The 12,992-nt window shown below is 71.5% G+C and carries 11 protein-coding genes; 10 read left to right on the top strand and 1 reads right to left on the bottom strand.

Annotation, left to right across the window (positions count from 1 at the left end):
- Positions 1 to 142: 142 nt before the first annotated feature.
- From QF034_RS36230 to QF034_RS36265, 8 genes are read left to right on the top strand one after another with little or no spacing between them, the layout of a single operon-like run.
- Positions 143 to 1,216 carry a sugar ABC transporter substrate-binding protein gene (locus tag QF034_RS36230; protein WP_086562572.1) on the top strand — a complete coding sequence of 358 codons (1,074 nt, stop codon included), beginning with the start codon at positions 143 to 145 and terminating at the stop codon, positions 1,214 to 1,216.
- Positions 1,213 to 2,703, top strand: a complete 1,491-nt coding sequence (locus QF034_RS36235) for a sugar ABC transporter ATP-binding protein (RefSeq protein ID WP_307178883.1) — start codon at positions 1,213 to 1,215, stop codon at positions 2,701 to 2,703. Before QF034_RS36230 ends, QF034_RS36235 begins: the two co-directional genes overlap by 4 nt.
- Entirely contained in the window at positions 2,696 to 3,724 is a 1,029-nt protein-coding gene (locus tag QF034_RS36240; protein WP_307178884.1) for an ABC transporter permease, read from the top strand. The genes QF034_RS36235 and QF034_RS36240 overlap by 8 nt, the downstream gene beginning before the upstream one ends.
- Before the next feature lie 36 nt (positions 3,725 to 3,760).
- A complete protein-coding gene (locus QF034_RS36245; protein ID WP_307178885.1) occupies positions 3,761 to 5,104 on the top strand; it encodes an L-fuconate dehydratase in 1,344 nt (447 codons plus the stop codon).
- Entirely contained in the window at positions 5,101 to 5,856 is a 756-nt protein-coding gene (locus QF034_RS36250) for an SDR family NAD(P)-dependent oxidoreductase (protein WP_307178886.1), read from the top strand. The genes QF034_RS36245 and QF034_RS36250 overlap by 4 nt, the downstream gene beginning before the upstream one ends.
- Positions 5,853 to 6,851 carry an aldo/keto reductase gene (locus QF034_RS36255; protein ID WP_307178887.1) on the top strand — a complete coding sequence of 333 codons (999 nt, stop codon included), beginning with the start codon at positions 5,853 to 5,855 and terminating at the stop codon, positions 6,849 to 6,851. Before QF034_RS36250 ends, QF034_RS36255 begins: the two co-directional genes overlap by 4 nt.
- The gene (locus QF034_RS36260; protein ID WP_307178888.1) at positions 6,848 to 7,165 is read left to right on the top strand and encodes an L-rhamnose mutarotase; all 318 of its coding nucleotides are present in this window, start codon (positions 6,848 to 6,850) and stop codon (positions 7,163 to 7,165) included. Before QF034_RS36255 ends, QF034_RS36260 begins: the two co-directional genes overlap by 4 nt.
- Entirely contained in the window at positions 7,162 to 7,989 is an 828-nt protein-coding gene (locus tag QF034_RS36265) for an amidohydrolase family protein (protein WP_307178889.1), read from the top strand. Before QF034_RS36260 ends, QF034_RS36265 begins: the two co-directional genes overlap by 4 nt.
- Here QF034_RS36265 and QF034_RS36270 read toward each other — a convergent pair.
- Positions 7,977 to 9,398, bottom strand: coding sequence for a lipase maturation factor family protein (locus QF034_RS36270; protein ID WP_307178890.1), 1,422 nt, complete (start codon positions 9,396 to 9,398; stop codon positions 7,977 to 7,979). The two genes, QF034_RS36265 and QF034_RS36270, sit on opposite strands and share 13 nt — an antisense overlap.
- A 351-nt stretch (positions 9,399 to 9,749) precedes the next feature.
- Here QF034_RS36270 and QF034_RS36275 point away from each other — a divergent pair, with 351 nt between their 5' ends.
- Both QF034_RS36275 and QF034_RS36280 read left to right on the top strand, forming a co-directional pair.
- Complete coding sequence (locus QF034_RS36275; RefSeq protein WP_307178891.1) at positions 9,750 to 11,837, top strand: SpoIIE family protein phosphatase; 2,088 nt, start codon at positions 9,750 to 9,752, stop codon at positions 11,835 to 11,837.
- Between the two features lie 60 nt (positions 11,838 to 11,897).
- The gene (locus QF034_RS36280) at positions 11,898 to 12,761 is read left to right on the top strand and encodes an Fpg/Nei family DNA glycosylase (RefSeq protein ID WP_307178892.1); all 864 of its coding nucleotides are present in this window, start codon (positions 11,898 to 11,900) and stop codon (positions 12,759 to 12,761) included.
- Positions 12,762 to 12,992: the final 231 nt, after the last annotated feature.

The raw sequence follows: 12,992 nt of genomic DNA on the forward strand, positions 1-12,992 counted from the left end.
GCAGCGCAGTCTAATCGGCGATGTGGTCGGACCACTATGCGCCAGAAGCGCGAAAAAGTGGCGTCGCAGGGTGTTCCGGCGGTGGAGTGGTCTGATAAGTATGCGGGCATCTGCTGAAGACCGGTCGATGGGAGGGCCTCAGATGCCCGGAAGCACAGCCCGCAAGCGGAACAGGTCCCGGATCGTCGGCACGGTGGCCCTGGCCGCCGGCGCCTCCCTCCTGCTCGCCGCGTGCGGCAGCACCAAGGACACCGGCGCCTCCAGTACCGGCGGCGGCGACGGCAGCGGCAAGGTCGGGGTCGTTCTGCCCCTGCTGACCTCGCCCTTCTGGCAGTCGTACAACGACTACGTGCCGAAGATGGCGAAGTCCGAGGGCGTGGACGCGATGAAGACCGTCAACTCCAACAGCGATCCCTCGCAGCAGATCACCGACATCAACAACCAGCTCAACCAGGGCGTCAAGGGCCTGGTCGTAGCCCCGCTGGACAGCGCCGCCATCGAGGCGGGCCTCGACCAGGCCGAACGCAAGGGCGTGCCGGTCGTCGCCGTGGACGTGGCGCCCGACAAGGGCAAGGTCGCGATGGTGGTCCGGGCGAACAACGTGGCGTACGGCGAGAAGGCCTGCCAGTACCTCGGCGAGCACATCACCTCCGGCAAGGTCGTGCAGATCATGGGCGACCTGGCCTCGGTCAACGGCCGCGACCGCTCCGAGGCGTTCCGGGCCTGCGTGAAGAAGAACTTCCCGAAGCTGAAGGTCCTCGAGATCCCCGCCAAGTGGGAGTCCGACGCGGCGGCTTCGAAACTCGACACCCTCCTCAACGCCAACCCCGACCTCAAGGGCATCTACATGCAGGCGGGCGGCGTCTACCTCGCGCCCACCCTCCAGACCCTGAAGTCCAAGGGGATGCTGAAGAAGGCCGGGCAGCCGGGGCACATCGCCATCGTCTCCAACGACGGCATCCCGCAGGAGTTCGACGCGATCCGCAAGGGCGAGATCGACGCGACCGTCTCCCAGCCCGCCGACGCCTACGCCAAGTACGGCATGTACTACATCAAGGCGGCGATGCAGGGGAAGACGTTCAAACCGGGCCCGACCGACCACGATTCGACCATCGTCAAGCTGCCCAGCGGCATCCTGGAGGACCAGTTGCCCGCGCCCCTGGTGACGAAGGACAACGTCGACGACCCCAAGCTCTGGGGCAACACGGTCAAATGAGTACCCCCCTGGCTGAAGCGCGGGGCGTCGTCAAGCGGTACGGCCCCACCACCGCCCTCGCCGACGGACAACTCACCGTCCTGCCGGGCGAGTCCCACGCCCTCGTCGGACGCAACGGCGCCGGCAAGTCGACCCTCGTCAGGATCCTCACCGGTCTGGAGGCCCCCGACGAGGGCACCGTCCGCTTCGACGGCGACCCCGCGCCCCCGCTCACCGACCGCGACGCCTGGCGCCGCAAGGTCGCCTGCGTCTACCAGCACCCGACGGTCGTCCCCGAACTGACCGTGGCCGAGAACCTGTTCATCAACCGGCAGCCGCTCCGGCGCGGGTTCATCAGCTGGCGCCGCCTGCAGACCGAGGCGTCCCGGCTCCTCGACACCTGGGACGTGCGCGTCGACCCCGGCGCCCGCACCGCCGACCTCAAGGTCGAGGACCGGCAGATGGTGGAGATCGCCCGGGCCCTCAGCTTCGGCGCCCGCTTCATCATCCTCGACGAACCCACCGCCCAGCTCGACAACCGCGAGATCGAGCGGCTGTTCACACGCATGCGCGCCCTCCAGGACTCGGGCGTCACCTTCCTGTTCATCTCCCACCACCTCCAGGAGGTGTACGAGGTCTGCCAGACCGTCACGGTGTTGCGCGACGCCCGCTGGATCACCACGGCCCCGGTCGCCGACCTGCCCCGCCAGGCCCTGGTGGAGGCCATGGCGGGGGAGACGATCGCCGAACAGGCCGAGCGGCTGCGGACCGTCTCGGCCGCCGGGCCCGTCCTCCTCGACGTCCACGGCCTCACCTCGCCCGCATACGAGAACGTCGACCTCACCGTCCGCCGCGGCGAGGTCGTCGGACTCGCCGGATCCAGCGCCAGCGGCAAGATCGAGCTTGCCGAGTCGTTCACCGGACTGCACACCCCCACCGGCGGGACGGCCCGGATCGACGGCGCCCCGCTGCCGTTCGGTGACGTCCAGGCGGCGCTGAAGGCCGGTGTCGGCTTCGTGCCCCGCGACCGGCACGACGAGGGCCTGGTCTTCGGCATGTCCATCGGCGACAACGCCACCCTCAGCGTCCTGGACCGGCTCGGCCGCTTCGGCTTCGTCGGCACCGACCGCAAGCGCGGGGTCGCCACGGCGCTGATCGAACGCCTCGACATCCACGCCCAGGGCCCCGACCAGCCCGTCTCGGACCTGTCCGGCGGCAACGCGCAGAAGGTCGTCATGGCCCGGGCCCTCGCCTCCGACCCACGGCTCCTCGTCCTGGTCAACCCGACCGCGGGCGTCGACGTGAAGTCCAAGGAGTCCCTGCTCGCCCGGGTGGACAGCGCCCGCGAGGACGGCACCGCCGTGCTCGTCGTCTCCGACGAACTCGACGACCTCAGGCGCTGCGACCGGGTCCTCGTCCTCTTCCACGGCCGTGTCGTCGCCGAGCACCCGGCGGGCTGGCGCGACCACGAGCTCATCGCCTCCATCGAAGGAGTGGACCATGGCTGAGACCAAGACGGCCCCGCCGCTCGCGCCCGCGCGAGTCACCGACCCGCGCGCCGCCAAGGCCGTCCTGCTCCGCCGCGCCCGCGAACTCGCCCTCGTTCCCGCCCTGTTGCTGCTCCTCGTGCTCGGCGCGGTGGTCAACGACTCGTTCCTCACCGAGCGGAACATCGTCTCGATCCTCGGTGCTTCGGCCGCCCTCGCGATGGTCGTGCTCGCCGAGTCCCTCGTGCTCATCACCGGCAAGTTCGACCTGTCCCTGGAATCGGTCGTCGGCATCGCACCCGCCGTGGGCGCCCTGCTCGTCCTGCCCGCCGCCCAGTCCGGCTGGGGCACCGAACTCCCCGCCGCCCTGGCCCTGTCGGCGATCCTGGTCGCGGGTGCGGCCGTGGGCGCCTTCAACGGCCTGCTCGTCGTGAAGTTCAAGCTCAACGCGTTCATCGTGACGCTCGCGATGCTGATCGTGCTGCGCGGCCTGCTGGTCGGCGCCACCAAGGGCAAGACGCTGTTCGGGATGCCCGACAGCTTCTACGCGCTGGCGACCACCACCTTCCTCACCGTGCCGCTGTCGGTGTGGCTCGCCGCGATCGCCTTCGCCGTCGCCGGGCTGGTCCTGAAGTACCACCGGGTCGGCCGCGCCCTGTACGCCATCGGCGGCAACGCGGACGCGGCCCGGGCGGCGGGCATCCGCGTGGAGCGCGTCATGCTCGGCGTGTTCGTCGTCGCGGGCGCCCTCGCCGCCGTCGGCGGCATCATGCAGACCGGGTACGTCGGCGCGATCAGCGCCAACCAGGGCCAGAACATGATCTTCACGGTGTTCGCCGCGGCGGTGATCGGCGGCATCGCCCTCGACGGTGGCAAGGGCACCATGTTCGGCGCCCTGACCGGCGTCCTCCTGCTGGGCGTCGTGCAGAACCTGCTCACCCTCGCCCAGGTGCCGTCGTTCTGGATCCAGGCCATCTACGGCGGGATCATCCTGATCGCCCTCATGATCGCCCGGGTCACCACGGGCCGCGCCCAGGACTGACCCGCCCGCCTCCGCAACCGACCAGAAAGGCCCTCAGTGTCCCCGACGCCCGCCCGCATCATCGCGGTCGACACCCACGACATCCGCTTCCCCACCTCACGCGAACTCGACGGCTCCGACGCGATGAACCCGGACCCCGACTACTCGGCGGCCTACGTCGTCCTGCGCACGGACGCGGCCGACGGGCACGAGGGACACGGATTCGCCTTCACCATCGGGCGGGGCAACGAGGTGCAGGTCGCCGCGATCGACGCGCTGCGCGGACACCTGATCGACCGCTCCGTCGACGACCTGTGCGCCGACCCGTCCACCCTGAACCGCGACCTGATCGGCGACAGCCAACTGCGCTGGCTCGGCCCCGAGAAGGGCGTGATGCACATGGCGATCGGCGCGGTCGTCAACGCCGTGTGGGACCTGGCCGCCAAGCGCGCCGGCCTGCCGCTGTGGCGGCTGCTCGTCGAGGCCGAACCCGAATGGCTGGTCCGCCAGGTCGACTTCCGCTACCTCACCGACGCCCTCACCCCCGAGGAGGCCCTGACCCTGCTGCGCCACGGCAGAAAGGGCGCCGAACAGCGCACGGCCCGGCTGCTGGAGCGCGGCTACCCCGCCTACACCACCTCGCCCGGCTGGCTCGGCTACGACGACGACAAGCTCACCCGGCTCGCGGCCCGGGCCGTCGCCGACGGCTTCCGGCAGATCAAGCTCAAGGTCGGCGCCGACCTCGACGACGACATCCGCCGCTGCCGCGTCGCCCGGTCCGTCATCGGCCCGGACATCCGCATGGCCGTCGACGCCAACCAGCGCTGGGACGTCGACGAGGCGATCCGCTGGACCAAGGCCCTCGCCGAGTTCGACCCCTACTGGATCGAGGAGCCCACCAGCCCCGACGACATCCTCGGCCACGCGGCGATCCGCCGCGCCGTCGCCCCCGTGAAGGTCGCCACCGGCGAGCACGTGCACAACCGGATCGTCTTCAAACAGCTCCTCCAGGCCGGCGCGCTGGATGTCGTCCAGATCGACGCGGCCCGCGTCGGCGGCGTCCCGGAGAACCTCGCGATCCTGCTGCTCGCGGCCAAGTTCGGCGTCCCGGTCTGCCCGCACGCGGGCGGCGTCGGCCTGTGCGAACTCGTCCAGCACCTGTCGATGTTCGACTACGTGGCCCTGGCCGGAACCACCGAGGACCGGGTCATCGAATACGTCGACCATCTGCACGCCCACTTCCTCGACCCGGTCGTCATCAGCGAAGGTCATTACACGGCACCCACCGCGCCGGGCTTCTCGGCCGCCATGCGGCCCGAGTCGCTGGCGCGGTACACCTACCCGGGCGGCGAGTTCTGGGCCGCCGACCTCGACAAGCAGAAGAAGGGTCGGGCTGCATGAGCGACTTCGAGGGCATCAGGGCCCTGGTGACGGGCGGCGCCTCCGGCATCGGCCGGGCGACCGCGGAACTCCTGGCCGAGCGCGGCGCCCAGGTCGCCGTCCTCGACCTGGACCCGTCGTCGGTCGACAAGCCCCTGCTGGCCTACCGCGCGGACGTCACCGACGACGCGTCCGTGCGCGAGGCCGTCGCGGCGGCGGTCGCCGACCTCGACGGGCTGGACGTCCTGGTCAACAACGCGGGCATCGGCGCCCAGGGCACCGTCGAGGACAACTCCGACGACGACTGGCACCGCGTCTACGACGTCAACGTCGTCGGCATGGTCCGCACCGCCCGCGCCTGCCTGCCCCACCTGCGCGCCTCCGCGCACGCGGCGATCGTCAACACCTGCTCCATCGCGGCCACCGCCGGTCTGCCGCAACGCGCCCTGTACAGCGCCACCAAGGGCGCCGTGTACTCACTGACCCTCGCTATGGCCGCCGACCACGTCCGCGAGGGCATCCGCGTCAACTGCGTCAACCCCGGCACGGTCGACACCCCATGGGTCGGCCGCCTGCTCGACGCGGCACCCGACCCGGGCGCCGAACGCGCCGCCCTGGAGGCCCGCCAGCCCACCGGCCGCCTGGTCGGCGCCGGCGAGGTCGCGGGCGCCATCGCCTACCTGGCGAGCCCCTTGTCCGGCGCCACCACGGGCACCTCGCTCGCCGTCGACGGCGGCATGCAGGGCCTGCGGCTGCGCCCGGTGGCCCGGTGAACCGGCTCGGCGCCAGCGGCGTCGAGGTCAGCGCCCTGTCCTTCGGCGCGGCCGCGATCGGCAACCTGTACACCGAGGTCGGCGAGGAGCAGGCCCACGAGGCAGTGGAGGCCGCCTGGCAGCGGGGCATCCGCTACTTCGACACCGCCCCGCACTACGGCCTCGGCCTGTCCGAACGCCGCCTCGGCGCCGCCCTGCGCGGCCACCCCCGCGAGCAGTACACGATCTCCACCAAGGTGGGCCGCCGCCTGGAACCCTCGGACGGCACCGGCGACGACCTCGCCGGCGGCTTCGCCGTGCCCGCCACCCACCGGCGCGTCTGGGACTTCAGCGCCGACGGCATCCGCCGCACCCTGGAGTCCAGCCTGGAACGCCTCGGCCTTGACCGGGTCGACATCGTCTACCTCCACGACCCGGACGAGCACGCCGAGTGGGCCTTCCGCGAGGGCTACCCGGCGCTGGAGAAGCTTCGCTCGGAGGGCGTGATCGGGGCGATCGGCGCCGGCATGAACCAGGCGGAGATGCTCACCCGCTTCATCCGCGACACCGACGTCGACGTGGTGCTGTGCGCCGGCCGCTACACCCTGCTGGACCAGAGCGCCCTCACCGGTCTGCTGCCCGCCGCCCACGAACGCGGCAAGTCCGTCGTCATCGGCGGCGCCTTCAACTCCGGCCTGCTGGCGAACCCGCAGCCGGGCGCGAAGTACAACTACACCGTCGCACCCTCCGACCTGGTCCAGCGGGCGCTGCGTCTGAAGTCCGTCGCCCACCGCCACGGCACCACGCTGCGCGCCGCCGCACTGGCCTTCTGCGCCGCCCACCCGGCCGTCGCGAGCGTCCTCGTCGGAGCCCGCTCGGCGCACGAAGTCCGCGACTGCGCCCACCAGTTCGCCGCCCGCGTGCCCGCCGGGTTCTGGCAGGACCTGCGCGCCAAGGGCCTGCTGCCCGCCGACGCCCCCGTCCCCGGCGAGGTGCCGTCGAAGGAGCCGTCATGAGAGTCGCCCTGCACACCAAGGTCCACGCCGACCGGATCGCCGCGTACGAAGCTGCCCACCGAGAGGTGCCCGAGGAGCTCACCGACGCCATCCGCGCCGCCGGCGCCACCTCCTGGACGATCTGGCGCAGCGGCACCGACCTGTTCCACGTCCTGGAGTGCGAGGACTACGCCCGTCTCCTCGCCGAGCTGGAGAAACTGCCGGTCAACGTCGCCTGGCAGGCGCGGATGGCCGAACTGCTGGACGTGGTGCACGACTACTCCGGCGAGGGCGCCGACGCCGGCCTGCCCGTCGTCTGGGAGCTGCCGTCATGACCGTGGTCGACGCCCACCACCACGTCTGGGACCTGTCCGTGCGGGACCAGGACTGGATCGCGGAAGGCAGCCCGATCCGGCGTGATTTCACGGTGGAGGAGCTCGCGGCCGAGGCTCGCGCGGTGGGCGTCGACCGTACCGTCCTCGTCCAGACCGTCACCGTCCCTGAGGAGACACCGGAGTTCCTGGCCCTGGCCGACGAGCACGAGCTGATCGCCGGGGTCGTCGGCTGGACCGACCTCACCCGCCCCGACGTGGCCGACGAGCTGGCCCGGCTGCGCGAACTGCCCGGCGGGCGGTACCTCAAGGGCATCCGGCACCAGGTCCAGGGCGAGCCGGATCCGGAGTGGCTGCTGCGTCCGGACGTACGGCGGGGCCTGACCGCCGTGGCCGACGCGGGGCTGGTGTACGACCTGGTCGTGCTGCCCCACCAGCTCCCGGCCTGCACCAAGGCGGCCGCGTCCGTGCCGCACCTCACCTTCGTCCTGGACCACTTGGGCAAGCCGCCCATCGCCTCCGGCGCCCTCGAACCCTGGGCGTCCGGCCTCCGCGGCCTCGCGGCGCTGCCCAACACGGTCTGCAAGCTCTCCGGCATGGTCACCGAAGCCGACCTCGCGTCCTGGACGATCGACGACCTGCGTCCGTGCGCCGACGTCGTGCTGCAGGCCTTCGGCCCGGACCGCCTGATGTTCGGCTCGGACTGGCCGGTGTGCACCCTCGCGGCGGCCTACGGCGAAGTGCTCGACACCGCACGCCGGCTGACCGGCCCGTCCGAACACGCCCGGATCTTCGGGGCCACCGCCACCCGCGTCTACGACCTCTGAGCCACCCCCGTCAGCCGCGTCGGCGGCAGATACTCCCGTACGTACGTCCGTTCCCAGCACGCGCCCGTCTCCCGCAGCTCGCGCCAGGTCGTGTACCGGTAGCGGAAGAGGCGGGCGCGGACGAAACGGGGCGGTGCGTCGGGCGGGAACGGGGAGCGGCGCAGCAGCTTCAGCGTGTCGCGGTCGTTCTCCAGCAGCCGCTCCACCAGGGCGCCGAACCATACCCCGGCGTACGCGGGGGAGAGGGCCGCGAACCACATCATCCAGTCGAGGCGCAGATGGTACGGCGCGAACTGCCGCGGCCAGTGCCGGGGATCACCGGGCTTGCCCTTGAACTCGTACTCCCGCCAGTCGGAGTCCTCGCGGGGGATGTCGTCGGCCGTGCCCTCGACGACCACCTCGTAGCGGACCCGGCCGACGCTGCCGAACGCGCCGTAGGTGTTGACCAGATGGAGCGGGTCGAAGGAGCGGTTCATGATCTGCCGGGGGGAGATCATGTTGCGGACCGGCTGGTAGCTGAGCCCCACCAGCAGCGCGGCGACCGCGAGGACCACGACCTCGTACCAGAGCGGCGCGCCGGGCACCGACGGCGGGTCGGCCGGGAACTCCACCGCCGACAGGGCCAGCACGATCGTGATCCAGTTCAGCCAGGAGAAGTTGCCCGACAGCACCAGCCACAACTGGGTGACGATCATCAGCGCGGCGGCGGCCGACGCGACCGGCTGCGGGGTGAACAGCGCGAACGGCACCACAAGTTGCGTGACGTGGTTCGCGGCCACCTCGACCCGGTGCAGGGGCCGGGGCAGATGGTGGAAGAACCAGCTCAGCGGGCCCGGCATCGGCTGCGTCTCGTGATGGTGGTCCAGGCACGTCAGCTTCCGCCAGCACTCGTCACCGCGCATCTTGATCAGCCCCGCGCCGAACTCCACGCGGAACAGGATCCACCGCAGCAGGAACAGCACGACCACGGGCGGTGCCACCTCGTCGTTGCCGAGGAACACGGCGAGGAAGCCGACCTCCAGCAGCAGCGACTCCCAGCCGAACGAGTACCAGGTCTGCCCGACGTTGACGATCGACAGGTACAGCACCCACGGCACCAGCCACAGCAGCATGCCGCCCCACAGGGGCAGCAGCGAGTCGAGCCCGGCCAGCAGCGCCGCCGACACCGCACAGCCCGCCCACGCGCAGACGGCGAAGAAGCGGTCCGAGTAGTGCAGCTGGAACAGGCTCGGCGCCCGCTTGAACGGCACCCGCTCGACGAACTTCGGCACCGGCAGCATGCCGCGTTCCCCGAGCAGCGCGCGGAACTGCAGCGCGGCCGTCAGGAACCCGACCAGGTACACGGCGGCCAGCGCCCGCTGGAAGACCAGCCGGCTCAGCCAGTAGTCGGATGCGGTGAACCAGTCCACGGCCGTGCGTTCCTCCCAGTGCGGCGCCGGACCCCGGTGTCACGTTCCGTGTACCAACGCTCCGGTTGCGTAACCCGAGTGAGTGAAGCAAACCATAGTGATGAAGTGGCATATATGTGCTGTAAGGGGCGGAGTGAGCTGGAGGCGAGGTGCGGCCACCACGACGGCTACCCCGTCCCCCGTGCCCCGAACGCGGCGCACCGGCCACGACGTACGCCACGACCGGGCCACCGACGTCGTCCTCGGCAGCCCCACGGACGTCTTCGGTAACGGAGGGCCGCTTGAGCGGAGTGACCCGTAAACTCAGCACATCCGGTCGAAGAATCGGACGAATCCTGGCAAGGTGGGCCCATGGCTGATCGGGGAGCGAGTGCCCTGTCCCTCCCGGACGACTGGCCCGCCCACCCGGACCCGGTGCTCGCGCTCAACCGGATGGGCAGCTTCGACTGGGACCTGGACACCGGCCTGATGCACATGGACGCCCAGGCCCACGACATCTTCGACGTGCGTCCCGACGAGTACGACGACCATCCCGAGACGCTCGCCCAGCGCCTCCCGCCCGGTGAGTCCCGGCGCCTGGACACCGCGGTCTCCCAGGCCCTGAAGGACGGCAGCGAGAACTACGGCGCCTACTTCCGCGTCCGCCGCCGCGACGGCTCCGTGCGCTGGACCCACACCCAGGGCTACATCCGCCGCGACGACACCGGACGGCCCCGCCGCATCATCGGCATCCTCCGGGACGCCACCCGGGAACTCGCCGAGAGCGAGGCCCGCAGCGACGAGGCCGCCCAGGACGAGGCCCGCCGGCAGCAGACCAGCGTCGTCGAACTGACCACGGCCGCCCTCGCCCACGCCCGCACCGTCCAGGACGTCATCGACGTCCTCAAGGACACCCACGGGCTCACCCACCTGGGCGCCACCAGCCTCGTCATGGGCCTGGTCGAGGCGGGCCGCATACGTCTGGTCGCCGAGGGCCCCTCGGACAGCTTCGTGCCCGGCACCCGCGTCACCCGGATCGACGAGCCCTACCCGATGAGCGAGGCCGTACGGACCCTCGGCCCCTGCTTCATCGAGTCGCCGGAGGAGTTCGCCGAGCGCTACCCGATCCTCTGGCCGCACATCACCGACCTGAACATCACCTCGGCCGCCTATCTGCCGCTCATCGTCCAGGCCCGGCCGATCGGCGCCATGGGCCTGCTCTACAGCGACCGGCGCGGCTTCACGCCCGAGGAGCGCAACATCCTCGTGGCCCTCGGCAGCAGCATCGCGCAGAGCCTCCAGCGGGCCATGTTCTACGAGCAGGAGATGGACCTGGCTCAGGGTCTCCAGCAGGCCATGCTGCCCCGGACCATCCCGAGCGTGCCCGGGGCCGACATAGCCGTCCGCTACCGCGCCGCCACCATCGGCGGCTCCGTCGGCCGGGACATCGGCGGCGACTGGTACGACCTGATCCCGCTGCCCGGCGGCCGGGTCGGCGCCGTCATCGGCGATGTCCAGGGCCACGACACGCACGCGGCGGCCGTGATGGGCCAGCTGCGCATCGTGCTGCGCGCCTACGCCGCCGAGGGGCACACGCCGGCGACCGTGATGGCCCGCGCCTCCGTCTTCCTGCACGAACTCGACACCGACCGCTCCGCGACCTGCCTCTACGCGGAGGCCGACCTGTCCACCGGCGTGCTCCAGATGGTCCGGGCCGGCCACATCGACCCGCTCGTGCGGCACACCGACGGCTCCTGCCGCCGCGTCACCGTCCCGGGCGGCCTGCCGCTCGGCCTGTCCGCCGAGTTCGGCCGCCTCGACTACCCGGTGAGCACCGTGGAGCTGGACCCGGACGAGACCCTGCTGCTGTGCACCGACGGCCTGGTGGAGCAGCCCGGCGCCGACCTCGACGACGGTATGCGCACCCTCACCGCACTCGTCGCCACCGGTCCCGACGACGTACGGGACCTCGCCGACCGGCTCATCGACGTGGCCGCCGAGCGCGGCGGTGACGACGACGTGGCGCTGCTCCTGCTGCGCCGGCGCGGCCCGGAGAGCCCGCGGTCCGGCCAGCGGCTCCAGCGGCACGTCGCGCCGGGCGACCCGGCGGCCCTGGCCGAGGCCCGGCACATGATTCGCACCGCGGTCGGCGTCTGGGGAGCCCGGGAGCGCGCCGACGACATCGAGCTCGTCGCCGACGAGCTGATCACCAACGCCCTGATGCACACCGAGGGCTCCGCGATCGTCACCCTGCGGGCCCTCACCGGCTCCGAGCGCCGGCTGCGCGTCGAGGTCGAGGACTCCTCCAGCGCTCTGCCACGCCGTCGCGAGGCCGGCGAGTCGGGTGTCTCCGGCCGGGGCCTGCTGCTGGTCGAGCTGCTCGCCGACGTGTGGGGCGTGGAGGCACGCGGCGGCGGCAAGGCGGTGTGGTGCGAGTTCGTGGTGCCCGACCAGGATTAGGGTCCTTCTGGTGGATCTCCGCAGGAGAAGGACCCTGACCCCGCGTGGCACTCTGGTCCTATGCCGGAACTCCCCGAGGTCGAGGCGCTCAAGGACTTCCTCACCGAGCATCTCGTCGGCCACGAGATCGTACGGGTGCTGCCCGTCGCGATCAGCGTCCTGAAGACGTACGACCCGCCCCTGTCCGCGCTGGAGGGGCACGAGGTCGCCGCCGTGCGCCGGTACGGCAAGTTCCTCGCCCTCGCGACCGCCGACGGGCCGCACTTCGTGACGCATCTGGCCCGCGCCGGCTGGCTGCACTGGAAGGACCGCCTCCCCGACGGCCCGCCCCGCCCCGGCAAGGGGCCCCTCGCGCTGCGCGTCGCCCTGGAGACCGGTGCCGGGTTCGACCTGACCGAGGCCGGCACCCAGAAGCGGCTCGCGGTGTACGTCGTGGCGGACCCGCAGGAGATCCCTGGCATCGTCCGGCTCGGCCCGGACCCGCTGGCCGACGACTTCGACGAGCGGCGCCTCGCGGAGCTGCTGGCCGGTGAACGGCGGCAGCTGAAGGGCGCCTTGCGCGACCAGGCCCTGATCGCGGGCGTGGGCAACGCCTACAGCGACGAGATCCTGCACGCGGCGAAGATGTCGCCCTTCAAGCTGGCCGCGTCCCTGAGCGAGGAGGAGACCGGACGGCTGTACGCGGCCCTGCGCGACACGCTCACCGAGGCGGTCGAACGCTCCCGGGGCGTGGCGGCCGGCCGGCTGAAGGCCGAGAAGAAGAGCGGCCTGCGCGTGCACGGCCGCACCGGCGAGGCCTGCCCGGTGTGCGGCGACACCATCCGCGAGGTGTCCTTCAGCGACTCCTCGCTCCAGTACTGTCCGACCTGCCAGACGGGCGGCAAGCCGCTGGCGGACCGCAGGATGTCCCGGTTGCTGAAGTGACGCCGCGGCCCGGCCACACCGGTGCCGGCGCCGCTTGGAGCGCCCGGGAGCGCTCACATGGATTTCACAGACACCGGATTGACGGATGCCGTCCGCATTGAGGATCCTCACTGAATGCCGAATTCCGGCTGGGGGGTGAGACCATCGCGCACCCGACGATATTCCGGAATTCCCACTTCCGCCACCGTCGTGCGTCCGTGTGCAGTCGGGGCGCCGTCGGCCGGCAGAACT

This window comes from Streptomyces africanus (genome assembly GCF_030816955.1).
GTDB lineage: Bacteria > Actinomycetota > Actinomycetes > Streptomycetales > Streptomycetaceae > Streptomyces > Streptomyces africanus.